The sequence below is a fragment of the Kibdelosporangium persicum genome (assembly GCF_013280595.1).
Taxonomy (GTDB): Bacteria; Actinomycetota; Actinomycetes; order Mycobacteriales; family Pseudonocardiaceae; genus Kibdelosporangium; species Kibdelosporangium persicum.
Genome location: NZ_JAAATY010000028.1, coordinates 53,368 through 71,914 on the forward strand (window position 1 = coordinate 53,368; position 18,547 = coordinate 71,914).

Genomic DNA, 18,547 nt, shown 5'->3' on the forward strand with positions numbered 1-18,547 from the left:
CTCGGAAGAGTGTGACTCATCAGAGGGTCCCTGTAGACCGTACATGTGCCGTGCCAGGCGAAGACGGCATTCGGGCGGCTCCGGCTGAGAGGATCGGGGTATTCGACAGGCTTATCTCTTGACCTGCGCGCCACGGGCCGCTGTTATGTGTGTGATCTAAGCGACCGACCCTGCACCGGTGAACCCCCGAGAGCTGCCTCAACGCGGCGGACGCCTGTCTTCAACTGCGGGATAAGTCAGACACATTTCCACGACGTGGTGGAGTAACTCATGACGGCGAAGCTCGACAGCGGAACAAGTCAAGGCAACGGCCGCAGGCGAATCGCTTCGCTGGCATGTGGCGTCGCGCTCCTGCTCAGCGCATGCGGCAGCGGCGGCGGGGCGGTGAGCACCCGGAACGAGTTCAAGCCGGTGGAACAGACGGGTGGCAAGGTGACGGTGTGGGTGGATTCCACCCGCCTGGCCGCCGCGCAGCTGTACCAGAAGCAGCATCCCTCGGTGCCCATGGAGATCGTCACCTACGACGGCAACGCCAACGGCTCGAACTACCTGCAGACGAAGGTGAGCCTGTTCAACCGGACCGGCGGTGGCTGGCCGGACGTGGTCTTCAGTTCGCAGAACAACGAGACCACCTGGGCGGTGCAGGCAAAGTTCACCGCGCCGCTGAACAAAGGGCTGCTCCCGCAGTCGCTTCTCGACGGCTGGGCGCCCGGTGCGAACGACCCGTGCACGGTCGACGGCACGCTGCACTGTCTGCGCAACGACCTTTCCCAGACCGTGCTCTGGTACGACGCGACCCTGATGAAGCAGTGGGGCTACCAGGTTCCCACCACGTGGGAGCAGTACGAGGCCCTCGGCAAGCAGGTCGCCGCCGAACACCCCGGCTACCTGGTCGGGTCCGCGGGCGACACGTTCACCCCGGAGATCTACCTGTGGGCGGGCAAGTGCGGCGCCAACCAGATCACCGGGCCCAAGGCGGTCACCGTGAACACCACCAGCCCGGCCTGCACCCGGATGGCGGCGCTGCTCGACACGCTGATCAAGAACGGGACGCTGTCCGTCAGCAGCGTGTTCAGTTCGGACTTCGGCAAGAACCACGCCGGCAAGATCCTGATGATGCCCGGCCCGGCGTGGTACGGCGGCGCGCTGTTCCAGGGCACGTTCAAGGTTCCGGCCGGGCGGATCGCGGTGGCGCCGATGCCGCAGTGGTCCGGCGACAACACCCCCTCGGTCGGCAACGTCGGCGGTGGCACGTGGCTGTTGTCCGCGCACAGCGCCAACCTGAAGGCCGCCACTGACTTCCTGACGTGGGTGACCACATCGGACGACTATCAGGGCAAGGTCGCCCCCGGCTACCCGGCATACGGGCCCGCGGCCAGGACGTGGCTGGCGAACCAGAACTCCTCCGGGTACTACGCCGGTGACATCGCCGCACCCCTGCAAGCCGCGGCGGGACAGGTGTGGCCCGGGTGGGGGTACGGGCAGTTCAGCCAGGAGGCGATCTGGGCCGCGACGGTCACCCCGGGCCTGAACGCGGGCAAGTCGATCGTGTCGATGCTCCCGGACTGGCAGAACGCGATCGTCAACCGCGCGCGGGCCGACGGTTACCAGGTGAACCAATGAGTTCCCGGGTCCGGTGGCGCGTCCGCGCCGGTCACGGTTTCGTCGCTGCCTACGTGGTGTTGCTGGTCGCCTTCGGGCTCGTGCCGACCGGTTACGCGATAGCCTTCGCCTTCACCGATTCCACTGGCGCCTTCGCCGGACTGGCGAACTTCGCCGCCGCCGCGAGCGACTTCCGGTTCGCCGCCGCTGCCGGACACGTCGCGGTCTACCTGGTCCTCTGGTTGGTCACGCTGGTGGTGTTCGTGGTCGGGCTCGCGCTGCTGCTGCATCGCGTGACATCCCGGAGCCTCAGCAGGTCTTTGCGTTTCCTGTACTACATCCCCGGCGCACTGGCCGGCTCGGCGAGCGTGCTGGTCTGGCTGTTCCTGCTGGACCCGGCGGTCAGCCCGGCCGGCTTCCTGCTGCGGGCGTTCGGTTTCGACACCTTCGGTCAAGTGGTCGCCCCCGAACACCTGCCGGTCCTGTTCACGCTGATCGCGTTCTGGACCGGCGCGGGCGGGTGGATCGTGGTGATGTACGGGGCCTTGAACACGATCTCCCCGGATCTGATCGAGGCGGCACGGATCGACGGTGCCGGCGCTTGGCAGACCGCGCGGCGCGTCCAGTTGCCGTTGCTGCGCAAGTGGATCGTCTACATGGTGATCCTCGCGTTCGCCGGCGGGACACAGCTGTTCGTCGAGCCACAGCTGTTGTCGCAGGCGAGTGTCGGTGTCGCCGGGCGTGACTATTCGCTCAACCAGCTCTCGTACGACTTCGCCTTCCGTAACGACAACGTCAACACCGCCGCCGCCGTCTCGGTCGAACTGCTGCTGGTCGGGCTTGTCGCCGCAGGGGTGTTCGTCGTCAGGTCGAGGTTCTTCGATGCCGACTGACACCCGGCGGTCCGCCCCGCCCCTCCACCCGGCCGCCGCGCCGCGACCGGCGACCTCGCGCCCGCACGGGAAAGCACGCAGTCCGCTGGCCGCCCTGGTCCTGGGATTCTTCCTGCTGTTCTTCGCGTTGCCGGTGCTCTGGCTGGTACTGGCGGCAACCAAGACCGACGACCAGCTCGTGCACGGCGATCCGCTGTCCTTCGGGTCGTGGCAGGCGTTGCGGGCGAACTGGGAGGCGCTGACGGCCTTCCAGGACGGCGCGATCCTCGTGTGGCTGGGCAACTCGGCGCTGTACGCGTTCCTGGCACTGGTCATCACGCTCTGCGTGGCGATCCCCGCGGGATACGGGCTCGCGAAGACGGAGTTCCGTGGCCGGAATACCCTGCTGGTCGTCACCCTCATCGTGATGCTCATGCCCAACGCGACGTTGGTGGTGCCGCTGTTCCTCGAGCTCAACGCGGTCGGCCTGATCGGCTCGATGTGGTCGGTCATCCTGCCGTACTCGTTCTACCCCTTCGGGGTGTACCTGGCGTACATCTTCTTCACCACCGCGTTGCCCACGGAACTGCTGGACGCGGCCAGGCTCGACGGCTGCTCCGAGTTCGGCGTGTTCCGCCGCGTGGCCCTGCCGTTGGCCGCCCCGGTGATCGCCCTGGTCGGGTTCTTCGGCTTCGTGGCCAACTGGACCAACTACTTCCTGCCCTACGTCCTGCTGCCCACGAGCGGCCAGTTCCCGGTCCAGGTGGGCCTGGGCGAGCTGCTCAACAACGTCCCCCAGTTCAACCCGACCGTCGGCGAACTCGCCGTCCAGCGCCCGCAACTGGCGCTCGCGACACTGCTGGCGATCACCCCGGTCCTTCTCGTCTTCCTGTTCTCCCAACGATTCCTCGTCGCCGGAATGCTCGCCGGCGCGACCAAGGAGTGATCGACCGGCCCCGGAACGGAGAAATCCCGGATGCACCCCGTCATCACCGCGTCTGTCCCCCTGCTCGAGCCACCGCACTGGGCGGTCGCGCAGCGCGACCTGTTCGACCTGCTCGACCACGCCTGGCGCCGGTTCGAACGCGACTTCACCGGCCCGGACGGCCGGCTGACCTACCAGGACCGGCTCACCTCGCGCGACGGCGTGGACGACTTCTACGAGACCTTCTTCAACTGGCCACAGCTCTACCTGCTCGGCGGGGCCGACGATCTGCTGGCCGCGTCCGAGAGGCACTGGGAGGGCGTCACCCGGCAGCTCACCGAACTGGGCATGCTGCACAACGAGTACGAGCGCGGCTACGACTGGTTCCACCAAAGCGAGAGCCTGCAGCTGTTCTACTTCCTGTGCATGGCCGCGCCCGATCGCTGGTCCGAGCGAGCGCTGCGCTTCGCCGACCTGTACGTCGACCCCGAGTGCGGCAACTACGACCCGGAACACCGGGTGATCCGACGGCCGCACAACGGTAGCGACCCGTTGCGGGAAGGGCTGTTCGACGGCCCGGCCTATCCCTGGCTGACCGAGGAAGCCCGCATGTACGGCTTCCCCTTGGACTGGGTCCTGCCACCCGGCACGGACGAACCGGCGCGCGACCGCGACCCGCGCCTGGGGGAGGAGATGCGCCGCAGGATGGGCATCGGCGACACCGCCGTGAATCTGGCGGTGTCCGGACTCGTCCTGAACGCGCTGATACTGTCCGGCCGGCCACGCTACCGGGACTGGATCGCGGACTACGTCGGCGCATGGCGAGAGCGGGCCGCTGCCAACGGCGGCATGATCCCTGACAACGTCGCGCCTGATGGCACGGTCGGCGGGTTGTTGGAAGGCCGCTGGTACGGCGGGCATTACGGCTGGTCCTGGCCGCACGGCTGGTACAGCGTCGGGCAGGCCGCGACCGTGGCGGCACTGGCGTCCGTCGCGGCCACCGGCGACGAGTCGTTCCTCGACCTGGTCCGGTCCACTCTGGACGAGGCCATCGCGCAGGGCAAGACCATGGCGTTCGCTGAGGCGGACTCCAGCCTGCGGTCCAGGTGGGTGGCGCAGTTGGGCGACGACGTCCGTACACCCACGCTGCACGTGCCGATCCGGTACGCCGACCACGGCTGGTTCGACTACAACCCGATGCTGATGGCGGTACCCACGGCGTTGTGGCACCACTCCGCCGATCCCGCCGACCGGGAACGCATCGAGCGGCTACGCGCGGCCAGCGGCCACGACTGGCGCACTGTGCGAGCGTTCCGCGGTAAAGAGGAGGCCGGCCACGAGGAGCCGTGGCTCGCGTTCCTGGCCGGGGACAACCCCGACTACCCGGAGCGGATCCTGGCAGCGGCGCAAGCCCAGGTGCGGCACCGGCTGGCCCGGATGGAGCGCTACCGGGATCAGGACGTGACCGAGGCCGACATCCACTTGTGGCAGCAGTCGAACCCCGTGGTCACCGAGGCATTGGTGCAGCTGACCTGGGGCGGTCCGCAGGTGATGTACAACGGTGGGCTGCAGCAGGCGCGGGTGCGGTACCACGACGCCCAGGCCCGGCGGCCCGGCCTTCCGCCGTCGGTGGCGGCGCTGGTGTCCGGCATCGATCCGGAGGCGACCACAGTCGACCTGGTCAACCTCCATCCGGCAGTCTCGCGATCCGTTGTGGTGCAAGCAGGTGCGTTCGCCGAGCACACCATTCGATCCGTGTCCCACACGGTCTGCGAGGACTCGTCCTGGATCGGCGATCTCTACGACTACGGACACCGCGAGCCGGTGGTCACTTCGGCGTCCACACAGGTCGACGGGCCGTGGCTACGGGTGGAGCTGCCCCGCTCCACCCGTGTCCGCCTGACGTTGCGCCTCGACCTGCGCGACCGGCTCCCGTCCTACCGGACACCCTTCGAGACCTGACGTTCATCCACCCTGCACTCCGGAAAGGTGAAGAAGTCCATGCCTCCCTGCACCAGACAGGTGGTCGCCGCGCTCGCGGCGGCGACTACCGCACTCACCGTGGTGACGCTCGCCGCCGCGCCGGCGCAAGCCGCCGACGCGGCGATCGCGCGAATAGTCGTCTCCCCGGCCGGGAACGACCTCGCTTCGGGCGATCGTGATCGTCCGGTCGCGACGCTCGTCAAGGCCCAGGAAATGGCACGCGCCCTGTCGGACAAAACCGATGTGGTCGTGGAACTCGCGGGCGGCGTGCACCGGCTGTCGGCCCCACTGCGGTTCACCAGCGCGGACTCCGGCCGCAACGGTCACACCGTCACCTGGCAGGCCCTGCCCGGCGCGACACCGACGGTGTCCGGCGGGCAGCCGGTGACCGGCTGGACCCAGCACGACCCGGCCGCGAACATCTGGGTCGCACCGGTGCCCCAGGGCGCCGAGTCCCGGCAGCTCTACGTGGACGGAACGCTGGCACCCCGCGCGTCGATCGGCATCTCACGCAACGACGTACAGATCACCGCCACCGGCATGACGATCACGAACCCCGCCCTCAACTACCTGGCCACGTTGCCCCAGCAGAACCGCATCGAGCTGGAGAGCCTGAACTCGTTCACCGACCGGTACTCGCCCGTGCAGAGCATCAGCGGGACCACGATCACCATGCAGCAGCCCGCGTGGAACAACAACAACTGGGGCTACGACACCCTCGCGCGGCCCTTCGCCGGTGGTGGGCTGACGCTGCACAATTCGTACTCGTTCCTGCGGACCGCAGGCCAGTGGTACCTGGACCCACCCGCCGGGCGGCTCTACTACAAGGCGGCAGCCGGGCAGTCACCGGTCGGACGCGACATCGTGCTGCCGCGGTTGACCTCGCTGGTCCAGATCAGCGCCAGCCACGCCGACCCGGTCCGCGACATCACCATGCGCGACGTGGTGTTCGAGCACACCACCTGGCTCCAGCCGGGAACATCGGTCGGCTACGCCAACCAGCAGAGCGGCACGTTCATCCCGGCCGCCTACCAGATGCCGTCGAACTTCCTGACGTCCTGCCAGTCCGGCTGCCCGATGTTCGAGGCCGCACGCAACGGCTGGGGCCAGATGCCCGCCGCCGTGCAGGTCTCGGCCGCCACCGGGATCACGTTCACCGGCAACACCTTCCGCCACCTCGGTCAGGTCGGCCTGGGCATCGGCAACGACGCCAACGCCAACCAGTCGGGCGTCGGCCTGGGCGCGTCGGCCGTCACCGTCTCCCAGAACACCTTCACCAACCTTTCCGGGGGCGCGATCGTCGTCGGCGGAGTCCGGCCGGACGCCCACCACCCCGCCGGCCCGGCGATGGTGAACAAGGACATCACGATCAGGAACAACCTGGTGACCGATGTCGCGAAGGACTACAAGGACATGGCGGGCATCCTGTCCACGTACGTCACCCACGCCGTCATCGAGCACAACGAGGTGGCCAACCTCGCCTACGACGGAATCGACGTCGGCTGGGGCTGGGGCGCCAACGACCCGGGCGGCAGCCAGGACTACCGCAACCGTGGCCTGTACAACTACCAGCCCGTCTACACGACACCGACGACCCTGCGCGACACCGTCGTCAGGTACAACGTCATCCACGGCACCAAGAAATCCCTGCACGACGGCGGCAGCCTCTACAACCTGTCCGCCAACCCAGGCGGCTCGATCGACCACAACCTCATCTACGACAACCGCGGCACCGTCGGCCTGTACCTGGACGAAGGATCACGCTACGTCTCGGTGTCCAACAACGTGGTCATCGACAGCGGGGTCTGGGCCTTCACCAACGCCAGCGCCACCAACAACACCAACGACAACGTCTTCGCTGGAAACTGGTACAACACCGGTGTCGCCAACGTGGCCACCGGCCCGCCGCACAACAACGTCCTGACGGGAAATGTCCCGGTGACCGGAACATGGCCCACCGGCGCGCAGCAGGTGATGGCCCAGGCGGGCATCGAACCCGCCCTGCGGCCCAGAACCGGTGACGTCCTCGCGCTGGGCGCGGGCAAGTGCCTGGATGTCAACGGCGGCAGTACGACGCCGGGCACGCAGTTGCAGATCTGGGGCTGCAACGGCGGGGCCGGCCAGGTCTGGACGCGGACCGCGTCCGGTCAGCTGACCGTCTACAGCGGCGCCAACACCAGGTGCATGACTGCCCTCAACAACCAGACCGCCCCTGGCACACAGGTCGTGATCGCGCAGTGTGACAGTGGAGCCGGCCAGCAGTGGCAGATCAACGCCAATGGCACTATCACCGGAACGCAATCCGGGATATGTCTGGACATCAACGGCGGCGCCACCGCCAACGGCGGCAAGACCATCTTGTGGACGTGCCACGGCGGCGCCAACCAGCAATGGACCCTTTCGTAGCACCTGTCCTCACCACCCCGGAGGAGTGGCAATGAGACACAGATTCGCGCGCCTGTTATCAGTCATCGGCGGCGCTTTGCTGGTGATCGGGCTGGCCTCGCCGGTCGCCACCGCACACCCGGAAGGTCTGCACGTCCTGCTGTTCAGCAAGACCACGGGCTACCGGCACGACTCGATCCCGGCCGGGATCACGATGTTCGACCAGTTGGCCGCGCAGAACCAATGGGAGGTGACCAAGAGCGAGAATTCGACGGTCTTCAACGACGCCACGCTCGCCACGTTCGACGTGGTCGTGATGTTGCAGACCTCGGGAATGGTGTGGGACAACGACGCCCAGCGCGCCGCCGTGCAGAAGTACGTGCGCGGCGGTGGTGGCATCGTGGCGATCCACAACGCGACGGACATGAACATCGAGCAGCAGTTCCCGTGGTGGGACCAGATGCTCGGCATGACGATGACGCAGCACTCGGCGATCGTGTCCGGCACCGCCAAGGTGGCCGACCGCGAACACCCGTCCGGGCAAGGACTTCCGGACCGGTGGACGCGCACCGAGGAGTGGTACAACTTCAACCGCTCCGCACGCGGTGACGTGCACGTGCTGGCCACCGCGGACGAGACCACCTACGACGCCGGTCCGAACAAGATGGGCCACGACCACCCGATCTCGTGGTGCCGCAACTTCGAGGGCGGACGGTTGTGGGCCACCGCCATGGGCCACCAGGCTTCCAGTTACTCCGAGCCGCTGTTCCGCGAGCACGTCAAGGGCGGCGTGGAATCGGCCGGTGGCCGGGTCGCGGCGGACTGCGGTCCCACGGTGTGGAGCAGCTTCGAGAAGGTCACCCTGGACGACAACACCGTCGGGCCCGCCGCGCTGGACGTCGCCAAGGACGGCCGCGTGTTCTACGCCGAGTACGGCGGCAAGGTGAAGATCCACAAGCCGGACACCCGCACCACCGTCACGGCGGCCACGATCAACGTGTACACCGGGGGCGAGGACGGCCTGACCGGTCTCGCGCTCGACCCGGACTTCGCCACCACCAGGTGGATCTACCTGATGTACTCGCCGGCGGGCGGCAGCGAGCACATCGCGAGGGTTTCCCGGTTCACCGTCAACGGTGACACGCTGGACATGGCCACCGAGCAGGTGATCATGAAGGTGCCGTCGTCACGTCAGGCGCCCGAGCCGGGCCACACCGGCGGTTACATCACGTTCGGACCGAACGGCAACCTCTACATCGGCACCGGTGACGACATCGAGCCGTTCCGCTCCGACGGGTACGCGCCGATCGACGAGCGGCCGGGCTGGGCGAACAACGACGTCCAGGGCACCTCGGCGAACACCAACGACCTGCGGGGCAAGATCCTGCGCATCCACCCGGAGGCCAACGGGACCTACACGATCCCGTCCGGCAACATGTTCGCGCCGGGTACGGCCAGGACGAAGCCCGAGATCTACGCGATGGGCTTCCGCAACCCGTTCCGGTTCTCGGTGCACCCGACGACGGGCGTGATCTACGCGGCCGACTACGGCCCGGACGCGGCCAACGACAACGCCAACCGGGGCCCGGCGGCGATCGTCGAATGGAACATCATCAGCTCGCCGGGCTTCTACGGCTGGCCGTACTGCGTCGGCGACAACATCGCGTACAACGACTACAACTTCGCCACCGGGCAGTCGAGCGGGAAGTTCAACTGCGCCAACCCGGTGAACAACTCGCCGAACAACACCGGGCTGACCCAGCTGCCGGCCGCTCGCAAGGCCGACGTCTGGTACGGCAACGGCGCCAACGGGTTCAAGTTCCCGGAGGTCGGCGACGGTGGCGAGGCGCCGCACGCGTTCCCGGTCTACCAGTACGACCCGGCCAACCCGTCACCGACGAAGTTCCCGGAGTACTTCGACCAGACACCGTTCTTCGGCGAGTGGTCCCGCAACAAGATGTTCGAGTTCCGGCTCGGCCAGGACGGGAAATTGCTGAAGATAAACAGCTTCCTGTCGAACCTGAGCTTCAAGTCGCCGATGGACGCCAAGTTCGGCCCCGACGGCGCGATGTACCTCCTGGAGTGGGGGACCGGATTCGGCCGGGACAACCCGGACTCCGGGCTCTACCGCATCGACTACACCACCGGCGACCGCAGCCCGGTCGCCACGGCGACAGCCACCCCGAGTTCGGGTGGCTCGCCGCTGACGGTGCAGTTCTCCAGCGCCGGATCGAGGGACCCGGAAGGCGGTCCGGTGACCTACCGGTGGGAGTTCGGTGACGGCGGCACGTCCACCGCGGCCAACCCCAGTCACACCTACACGTCGAAGGGACAGTTCAACGCCAAGCTGACGGTCACCGACGCGGGCGGCAAGACAGGCGTGGCGAACGTGATCGTGACCTCGGGCAACACCGCTCCGACGGTCAACCTCAGCATCCCGGACGGCGGCATGTTCGACTGGGGCACCACCATCCCGTACACGGTCACAGTCACCGATCCCGAAGACGGCACCGTCGACTGCACGAAGGTGAGCACGACACCAGCGCTGGGACATGACCAGCACGCCCACGACCTCACGCCGATCCCGGGCTGCTCCGGCACACTGAACCCGCAGACCGACAGTGCGCACGCCGCGGTGAACGTGTTCTACGTCGCGGACGCCAAGTACACCGACAAGGGCGCGACCGGGGTTCCCCCGCTGACCGGCAGCCGAAAGATCGTGCTGCAACCCAAGCACAAGCAGGCCGAGTTCTTCACCGGCTCGTCCGGCGTGCGCGTCGTCTCGCAGTCCGGCGCGCAGTCAGGCGCCCGGGTCGGCGACATCAGCAACAACGACTGGATCTCGTTCAAGCCGTACAACTTCACCGGCATCGACCAGGTGTCGGTCAGGTTGTCCTCGCCGTCCGGTGGCGGCACGGTCGAACTGCGTGCCGGTTCGCCGACAGGCACGCTGATCGCGTCGGTGCCGGTCCAGAGCACCGGCGGCTGGGACAACTACGCCAGCATGCCGGCGGCGAACGTCACCAATCCCGGCGGTACCACGGAGTTGTTCCTGGTGTTCAAGGCGAGCGCGAACAACTCCTACGACATCGACTCGATGACGTTCACCGGTCCCGGTGTCGGCACGCCGGGCAACGGCGGGGCGATCGTCGGTATCGGCGGCAAGTGCGTCGACGTCAACGGCGGCGCCACCGCCGACGGCACCAAAGTCCAGCTGTGGACCTGTAGCGGCGGTGCGAACCAGGCATGGACCCGCACGGGGCAGACACTCCGGAGCCTGGGCAAGTGCCTGAACGTCAACGGCGGCAGCACCGCTGACGGCGCCCTCGTGCAGCTGTGGACCTGCGACGGCAGCTCGGCGCAGAACTGGTCCGTGCAGTCCGACGGCACCATCCGCAACGGCACCAAGTGCCTGGACGCCACCGGCGGCAGCTCCGCGGACGGAACGCAGCTGATCATCTGGACGTGCAACGGCGGCACCAACCAAAGATGGACGCTGTCCTGACAACCAGCTCATTAACCCCACCAAACCCCTCGTGAGTGTTTATCCGGGTTCTAACCCTGATAAACACTCACGAGGGGGTTTCTGGGGGCTAGGCTTTGGTCCAGCGTTGGCCGGCGCCGCCGTTGCACGTTGCCACGTTCACGGCCGCACCGTTGCCGGTGCCACCGATGTTCAGGCACAGGCCGGTTTGGACGTTGGTGATCGTGCCGGTGCCGGTGAGGTTCCACTGTTGGTTCGCGCCGCCGTGGCAGTCCCAGATCTGTGTTCTGGTGCCGGGTGCCGCGTTGGGCGGCGCGTCCAGGCATTTGCCCATGACCTGGAGGGCCTGCCCGTTCTGGGTGAAGTGCTGGTTGGCGTTGGTGTGGCAGTCCCAGACGATCATCTGGGTGCCGTTGGCCGAGCCGCCGCCGTTGGCGTCCAGGCACCGGCCCGCGGACTCGCCGCGCAGCCGGAAGGACGGTGTCGGCGTGGGTGTCTCCCCGGTGAAGAACTTCCACACCTCGTTCTTGACCCAGCTCCTGGCGCCGCTCTCACAGCCCGCGCACCCGTCGACGGGACCTTGCTGGTGGCCGCCGTCGAACGCCGCCCAGACGACCGGGTATCCGGCGCGGCAGCCGGAGTAGGTGGTGGTGATGTGGGTGCGGCTGCCCGACGCGGGCTCGGGCGGGTTCATCGGCGTGCAGCCGTTGTTCCTGACGAACCTGTCCCGCAGTCCTCGTCCCGCGGCGGGGTTGTCCCCGATGCCGTGGATTCCCATGTAGGCGAATGGTTCGTTACCACCGCTGCATCCGCTGATCGGCCCGGGAGCGGCGATCGCCGCGACCGCACGGAAGCTCGTCGCACGGGCACAGGCGAGCGCGTAACTCATCGCTCCGCCGTAGCTGAAGCCGAGGGCGAAGCGTTGTGCCGTGTCGACGCAGAGGTCGTTCTCGATCCGTCTGATCATGTCGTCGGTGAAGGTGACGTCCTCGCCGCCGGAGTTGGCCCAGCCGTTGCCGATGCCCTGGGGCGCGACGAAGATCGCCGTGTTGTTCGCCAGCCGGCGCAGTCCGTAGTGGGCGTAGACGTCACCGTCGCTGCCGCCGGAGGCGACCTGCTCCGCGGTGCCGCCCCACCAGTGGAATCCGAAGACCAGCCGGTGCTGGCGGGTGTTGTCGTAGTTGTCCGGGACGCTGAGGATGAAGCTGCGGTTCTTGCCGTTGCTCTGAATGGTGTGGGTGCCGCTCCGCAATGTGGGAGCCTTGCCGCATCCGGGGGATGCGGCAAGGGGACCGGGATCCGCGGATGCCGCCCCCGCACTGGCGAGAACCAGTGCGGCAGCGGCGATCGGCGTCCACCAGTGCCGAAGTCTCATGGATGCTCCCTAGGCCTTGGCCCAGCGTTGACCGGCGCCGCCGTTGCACGTCGTCACGTTCACGGCCGCGTTGTTCGCGGTGCCGGTGACGTCAAGGCACAGGCCGGTCTGCGCATTGGTGATCGTGCCGGTGCTGGTGAGGTTCCACTGTTGGTTCGCTCCGCCGTGGCAGTCCCAGATCTGGACCCGGCTGCCCGATGCGGCGTTGTTGGGCGCGTCCAGGCACTTGCCCAGCACCTGGAGGGCCTGGCCGTTCTGCGTGAACTGCTGGTTGGAGTTCGTGTGGCAGTCCCAGATGATCAGCTGGGTGCCGTTCGCCGAGTTCGCGCCGGTGACGTCCGCGCACCGGCCGGAGGACTCACCGCGCAGCCGGAACGCGGTCGGGTTCGGGTCCGGAGGCGTCGTGCCACCGGTGAAGAACTTCCACACCTCACCCGAGGTCCACGTCCGCCAGCCCTCACCACCGCCGTCGATGGGGCCGGGGGTGTGGCCGCCGTCGAACGCCGCCCAGACGACCGGATACCCGGAGCGGCAACCCGAATAGGTGGTGGTGATGTGGGTCCGGCTGCCCGCTGCGGGCTCACGCGGGTTCTGCGCTGTGCAACCGTTGTTCCTGACGAACGTATCACGCAACGACCGCCCCATCGAGATGTTGAGCACCGAGTCGCTGATGCCGTGTATTCCCATGTACGCGATGGGCTGCGTACCGCCGCTGCATCCACTCAGCTGAGCGCCGGAGTACACCGCGACCGCACGGAACACGTTCGCCCGGCTGCACGCGAGTGAGTAGCTCATCCCGCCGCCGTAGCTGAAGCCCAGCGCGAAGCGCTGTGTCGTGTCGACACACAGGTCGTTCTCGATCCGCTGGAGCATGGCGTCGGTGAAGGCGACGTCCTGACCGCCGGAGTTCGGCCAGCCGTTGTTGATGCCCTGCGGCGCCACGAAGATCGCGCCGTTGTTGGACAGCCGCCGCAGGCCGTAGTACGACCAGTTGTAGCCGTCGCTCCCGCCTGAGTCGACGTCGTTGGCGGTGCCGTTCAGCCAGTGGTATCCGAAGAACAGCCGGTACTGGGTGTTGCTGTTGTAGTTGTCGGGCAGCCGCAGGATGAAGGAGCGGTTCTGGCCGCCGCTCTGGATCGTGTGCGTGCCACTGGTCAGCGTCGGTGCCTTGCCGCATCCGGGGGACGCGGCGAGCGTCCCGGTGTTCGTGGGTGCGGGTGCGGTGGTCTGCCGGGCGTCGGCCGCGCTGGCACCGGTGAGAACCAGTGCGATGGCGGCGATCGGTGCCCACCAGCGACCGAGAAGGTGCTTCTTCCTCATGGTTGTGCTCCTGTCTGGGTTCAGGGCAGGGTCCAGCGTTGGTTGGTGCCGCCGTGGCAGGTCCAGATGATCAGCTGCGTGCCGTCGGCGGAGCTGCCACCGTTGGCGTCCAGGCACTTGCCCGACTGGGTGTTGACCAGCGAGCCGTTGGCGCCGGCGGTCCAGTTCTGCGCGCCGCTGCCGTTACAGGCCGAGAGCTGGACCTGGGCGCCGTTCGCGGTGCTACCGCCCGCGACGTTCATACACTTGTTCAACGCGCGCACTGTGTTCGCGTTGACCGTCCATTGTTGATTGGCACCGTTGGTGCAGCTCCACAGCTGGATCTTGGTGCCGTCCGCGGTACTGCCTCCACTGACGTCCACACACTTGCCGCCGGCGCCGGTGATCGGCCCGGTGCGGGGAGACGTGCCACCGAGCTCCTTGATCCGGATGTTGCGGAAGGACACGTCGTCGCCGGTGCCGTGGTTCTGGATGCCGATGTGGCCGGAAGCCAGCGACCGCACCGGGTCGGTGTTGGTGAAGTCGTTGATCTTCACGCCGTTCAGGAACACCTGCAGCCGCTCGCCCTCGACGAGCAGTTCGAACGTGTTCCACTCACCCGGCGGGTTGAGCGCGGCGTCCCGGGCGGTCACGTCGGCCGCCTTGAACCCGTAGATCGAGCCCGTGGTCTTGTCCGCCGTGTCGGTGGCGTCGATCTGCACCTCGTGGCCCTGGCTGAGCGCCGCGGCCGGATCGCTGCCCGCCGGGAAGCCGACGATCACGCCGGAGTTGTCGTCGCCGGGCATCCGCCAGTCCAGTTTGAGCGAGTACGAGCGGAACTCCTTGGTGCTGTACCAGAGCATGCCCATTCCGCCCGTGGACGTCAGCGTGGCGTCGTTGTTGGTGAAGCCACCCGGCCCGGCCTGGCTCCAGCCGCTGGTGGATCCGTTGTACAGCGTGGTGTATCCGGTCTCCGGCCGGCAGTCCGCCTTGGTCCGGCCGGCCGCGTACCGGATGCCGCCGAGAACCATGGACCGGAACCCGGGTTCGGCGTAACTCGCCTGGGTGTGACCGCTTCCGGTGTAGAACGAGCGTCCGCTTTGGACCGGCTTGCACCAGGTGTGCGGGTGGTCGCCGCCCATCGAGCCACCGGAGTAGGTCGATTCGTCCAGTGTGGACAGAACGCGGGCGCTGGACCGGACGTTGGTGCGGTAGTTGTACCACTCGTCGGTGCGTACCCAGGCGGGGCTCAGGTGCTGGGTGGCCTGGTGCGCCCGGTTCTCCACGCGCACGGTCGCCTGCTGGATCGCCGGGTGCGAGGCGAAGTACGCGCCGACCAGTTCGCCGTAGAACGGCCAGTCGTACTCGGTGTCGGACGCCGAGTGGATGCCGACGTAGCCGCCTCCACCCCGGATGTAGGACTCGAACGCGCTCTGCTGCGTGGAGTTGAGTACGTCCCCTGTCGTGTTGAGGAACACCACAGCCTCGTACTGGGCCAAGGCGGTGGCGTTGAACTGGTTGCTGTCCTCGGTGGCCGTCACGGTGAAGCTGTTGGCCGAACCGAGGTCCCGGATCAGCTGGATGCCCGCCGGGATCGCGTCGTGCCGGAAACCGGCGGTCTTGGAGAACACCAGCACGTCGTAGGGCGTATCGGCGGAACTGGCAGGCGGACTGGAACTGACGGTGAAGGCGACGAGCGCCGCGGCGGTCGTGCCGAGCGCGCGCCGGGTGAACGAGTGTTTCATCTCCTGGCCTCCGTGCGGGCGGATCAGGGCAGCGACCAGCGTTGGTTGGTGCCGCCGTGGCAGGTCCAGATGATCAGCTGCGTGCCGTCGGCGGTGCTGCCGCCGTTGGCGTCCAGGCATTTGCCGGACGGGGTGTTGATCAGCGAGCCGTTGGCGCCGGCGGTCCAGTTCTGCGCGCCGCTGCCGTTACAGGTCGAGAGCTGCACCTGGGCGCCGTCAGCCGTGCTGCCACCGGCGACAGTCATGCATTTGCCGAGCGCCCGCCAGGTGTCACCGGTGCGGGTCCACTGCTGGTTGGTCCCGCCACCACACGTCCAGAGCTGGATCTTGGTGCCGTCCGCGGTGGCGCCGCCGTTGACGTCGACGCACTTGCTGCCGGGACCGGTGATCGGGCCGGTGCGAGGACCACCTGACGACGCGCCGAACGTGAACGCGTCCACATCGAACAGGAAACCGCTGCCGCCCGCGAACGTGAGGTACAGCGTGCCCGTTCCCGCCGGGGCGTTGGACAGGGCGGTGGACACCTCGGTGAACGTGTCCCAGCCACCGGTGACCGGAACCGTCACGGTTCCGAGCACCGTCCCGGTCGGCGAACCGGTCCGTACGGACAGCGTGCCGCCGGAGCCGCCGGAGGACACCCGTGCGGTGAAGCGGGTTTCGCCCGCGAGCGCGTAGGGCTCGAACGCGATCCAGTCACCGTTGTGGATGTCGCCGACGGTCTTGCCACCCTCGGCGGCAGCCTTGTCGAACAGACTGGTTCCCGACTGGCTGCCGTGGTGCTCGGCCTGGCGGTGCCGCAGTTGCAGGACGTGCTGTGTGTGCGTGGTCAGCGCGGGCTGGCCGTTCGCGCCGAGGTCGGTGTACTCGGCGTCGAACACGGCGTACAAGTTCGCCGCCGTGTCGTGCTCACCGTCCACCGGGACGGGCAAGGTTCCCGAGCACCCGGTCCGGGACGTGATCAGATGCGCGTGGCTGTCATGACCGAGCAGGTAGCTCAGCTTCACCCGGCCGCAGTCGATCGTGCCGTCCTCCGGGTCCGACACAGTGATCGTGTACGGCACGGTGTCACCGAAGTTGACCAACGATCCGTTCACCGGCGTGCTCAACGTGACCGTGGGCGCGGTGTTGCCGACCGTGATCGCCACACTGGCGGAAGCGGTGAGACCGGCTGGATCCCTCACGGTGAGCGTCGCCGTGTGCTGGCCGTTGGCTGTGTACGTGTGGCTCGGGTTGGCCGCGGTGGATGTGGTGCCGTCGCCGAAGTTCCACGAGTAGGTCAGCGTGCCGCCTTCCGGGTCCGAAGATCCTGCCGACGAGAAGCTCACCGTCAGGGGCGCCACACCGGAGGTGCGGTTCGCGCCGGCCCGCGCGGTCGGAGCGCCGTTGGCGTTCCCCTTGTACTCGATACGGTAGAGCGCTGAGCTGGCGTTCCCGCTGCCCCAGCCGGTGCCGTAGTCCAGCACGTACAACGCGCCGTCCGGGCCGAAGGTGCTGTCCATGACCTGGGTGCCCTGCCACGGGAAGTCGTTGATCTGCCCGGCGGACCCGTCGGAGTTCACGTCGACGACCTTGATCCAGCGCCTGCCGAACTCGGTGGCGAAGACGTGCCCGTCCAGCGCGGCGGGGAATTTCACCGTCGACGGGTTCGCGGCGTCGTACCGGTACACCGGCGCGCTCATCGGGGACTCCGAGCCGCAGCCGAACGCGGCCAGCGAGCAGTTGTCGTACTTGATCCACGCCGCGCGTGCGGCAGGCAGGTTGGTCAACCCGGTGTTGCGTGGGGAGTTGTTGACCGGCGCGGCGCAGTTGAACCGCGATCCGGACGGCCCGGACGGGAACGTGTAGTCCACGTAGGCTTCCGCGGTCGTGTTGCCGCCGACGCAGTAAGGCCAGCCGTAGTTGCCCGCCGACGTGATCCGGTTGAACTCCACCATGCCCGCGGGGCCGCGCGTGTTGCTCGACGTGCCCGCGTCCGGCCCGTAGTCGCCGAGATAGACCACGCCGGTGGCCTTGTCCACGTTCATCCGGAACGGGTTGCGGAAGCCCATCGCGTAGATCTCCGGACGAGTCCGCGCGGTGCCGGGCGGGAACAGGTTTCCCGCCGGGATCGAGTACGACCCGTCGGCGTTGACCTTGATCCGCAGTACTTTGCCGCGCAGGTCGTTGGTGTTGCCCGAACTGCGCTGCGCGTCGAACGCGGGATTGCGGGTGGTGCGTTCGTCGATGGGGGTGTAGCCGTCCGAGGCGAACGGATTCGAGTCGTCCCCTGTGGACAGATAGAGGTTGCCCGCCGCGTCGAAGTCGATGTCCCCGCCGACGTGGCAGCAGACACCCCGGTTGGTCGGCACGTCCAGCACCGTCACCTGGCTGGCCATGTTGAGCGTGAAGTCGGCGTTCAGGGTGAACCGCGACAGCCGGTTCACCCCGTTCCACGCGGAGAAGTCCGTCCCGTTCTCCGGGGCGTCCCCGCCCGGGGTGGACAGGGGCGGCGAGTAGTACAGGTAGATGAACCGGTTGGCGGCGAAACCGGGGTCGACGCCGACGCCTTGCAGCCCCTCCTCGTCGTGCGAGTAGACCTGGAGGGTGCCGATCACGCTCGTTGTCCCGGCCGCCGTGGTCCGCCGCAGGGTTCCGTTGCGGGCCGTGTGCAGCACCGAGCGGTCCGGTAACACGGCCAGTGACATCGGTTCGCCCATCTCGGACACCCCACGGGCCAGTTCGATCTGCTGGAAGTCGGCGGGGTTGACCGCGTGCGCCGCGGCGGGCGGCGCGGAACCGATCATGGTCGCCGCCGTGCCGGCGACGACGAGGAGGGCGGCGGAGATCGCCGCCCTGGCTCGGTTTCTCATGGCAGGATCACACCTTTGCTCTCGACAG

Annotated in this window: 10 protein-coding genes; 6 read left to right on the forward strand and 4 right to left on the reverse strand. The window is 67.7% G+C overall.

Annotated features, from left to right (window positions below):
• Positions 1–270: 270 nt before the first annotated feature.
• Genes GC106_RS35730 through GC106_RS35755 form a run of 6 tightly spaced genes read left to right on the forward strand, consistent with a single transcriptional unit; the run spans position 271 to position 11,272 of the window.
• A complete protein-coding gene (locus GC106_RS35730) occupies positions 271–1,623 on the forward strand; it encodes an ABC transporter substrate-binding protein (RefSeq protein WP_173139753.1) in 1,353 nt (450 codons plus the stop codon).
• Positions 1,620–2,495: a carbohydrate ABC transporter permease gene (locus tag GC106_RS35735; protein ID WP_173139755.1), complete on the forward strand. Its 876-nt coding sequence runs from the start codon at positions 1,620–1,622 to the stop codon at positions 2,493–2,495. Before GC106_RS35730 ends, GC106_RS35735 begins: the two co-directional genes overlap by 4 nt.
• Positions 2,485–3,420 (forward strand): carbohydrate ABC transporter permease, encoded by a 936-nt coding sequence (locus GC106_RS35740; protein WP_173139757.1) that lies wholly within the window; start codon positions 2,485–2,487, stop codon positions 3,418–3,420. Before GC106_RS35735 ends, GC106_RS35740 begins: the two co-directional genes overlap by 11 nt.
• A 30-nt stretch (positions 3,421–3,450) precedes the next feature.
• Entirely contained in the window at positions 3,451–5,361 is a 1,911-nt protein-coding gene (locus tag GC106_RS35745; protein WP_173139759.1) for a DUF8034 domain-containing protein, read from the forward strand.
• A gap of 39 nt (positions 5,362–5,400) precedes the next feature.
• Positions 5,401–7,788, forward strand: a complete 2,388-nt coding sequence (locus GC106_RS35750; RefSeq protein ID WP_173139761.1) for a ricin-type beta-trefoil lectin domain protein — start codon at positions 5,401–5,403, stop codon at positions 7,786–7,788.
• Between the two features lie 31 nt (positions 7,789–7,819).
• Entirely contained in the window at positions 7,820–11,272 is a 3,453-nt protein-coding gene (locus tag GC106_RS35755) for a ThuA domain-containing protein (protein ID WP_173139763.1), read from the forward strand.
• Between the two features lie 88 nt (positions 11,273–11,360).
• Here GC106_RS35755 and GC106_RS35760 read toward each other — a convergent pair whose 3' ends face one another.
• The 4 genes from GC106_RS35760 to GC106_RS35775 are packed head-to-tail and all read right to left on the reverse strand — an operon-like array spanning position 11,361 to position 18,519.
• Complete coding sequence (locus GC106_RS35760; protein ID WP_173139765.1) at positions 11,361–12,626, reverse strand: ricin-type beta-trefoil lectin domain protein; 1,266 nt, start codon at positions 12,624–12,626, stop codon at positions 11,361–11,363.
• A gap of 9 nt (positions 12,627–12,635) precedes the next feature.
• Positions 12,636–13,946 (reverse strand): ricin-type beta-trefoil lectin domain protein, encoded by a 1,311-nt coding sequence (locus GC106_RS35765; protein WP_173139767.1) that lies wholly within the window; start codon positions 13,944–13,946, stop codon positions 12,636–12,638.
• A gap of 20 nt (positions 13,947–13,966) precedes the next feature.
• Complete coding sequence (locus tag GC106_RS48330; RefSeq protein WP_173139768.1) at positions 13,967–15,670, reverse strand: ThuA domain-containing protein; 1,704 nt, start codon at positions 15,668–15,670, stop codon at positions 13,967–13,969.
• 23 nt (positions 15,671–15,693) lie between these two features.
• The gene (locus GC106_RS35775; protein ID WP_173139770.1) at positions 15,694–18,519 is read right to left on the reverse strand and encodes a PQQ-dependent sugar dehydrogenase; all 2,826 of its coding nucleotides are present in this window, start codon (positions 18,517–18,519) and stop codon (positions 15,694–15,696) included.
• Between the last annotated feature and the right edge of the window lie 28 nt (positions 18,520–18,547).

What these genes read in the sequence shown, in the direction of transcription:
- GC106_RS35745 (WP_173139759.1), top strand. Translation starts at nt 3,451, where the DNA reads ATGCACCCCGTCATCACCGCGTCTGTCCCCCTGCTCGAGCCACCGCAC.
- GC106_RS35735 (WP_173139755.1), top strand. Translation starts at nt 1,620, where the DNA reads ATGAGTTCCCGGGTCCGGTGGCGCGTCCGCGCCGGTCACGGTTTCGTC.
- GC106_RS35750 (WP_173139761.1), top strand. Translation starts at nt 5,401, where the DNA reads ATGCCTCCCTGCACCAGACAGGTGGTCGCCGCGCTCGCGGCGGCGACT.
- GC106_RS35765 (WP_173139767.1), bottom strand. Translation starts at nt 13,946, where the DNA reads ATGAGGAAGAAGCACCTTCTCGGTCGCTGGTGGGCACCGATCGCCGCC.
- GC106_RS48330 (WP_173139768.1), bottom strand. Translation starts at nt 15,670, where the DNA reads ATGAAACACTCGTTCACCCGGCGCGCGCTCGGCACGACCGCCGCGGCG.
- GC106_RS35755 (WP_173139763.1), top strand. Translation starts at nt 7,820, where the DNA reads ATGAGACACAGATTCGCGCGCCTGTTATCAGTCATCGGCGGCGCTTTG.
- GC106_RS35760 (WP_173139765.1), bottom strand. Translation starts at nt 12,626, where the DNA reads ATGAGACTTCGGCACTGGTGGACGCCGATCGCCGCTGCCGCACTGGTT.
- GC106_RS35730 (WP_173139753.1), top strand. Translation starts at nt 271, where the DNA reads ATGACGGCGAAGCTCGACAGCGGAACAAGTCAAGGCAACGGCCGCAGG.
- GC106_RS35775 (WP_173139770.1), bottom strand. Translation starts at nt 18,519, where the DNA reads ATGAGAAACCGAGCCAGGGCGGCGATCTCCGCCGCCCTCCTCGTCGTC.
- GC106_RS35740 (WP_173139757.1), top strand. Translation starts at nt 2,485, where the DNA reads ATGCCGACTGACACCCGGCGGTCCGCCCCGCCCCTCCACCCGGCCGCC.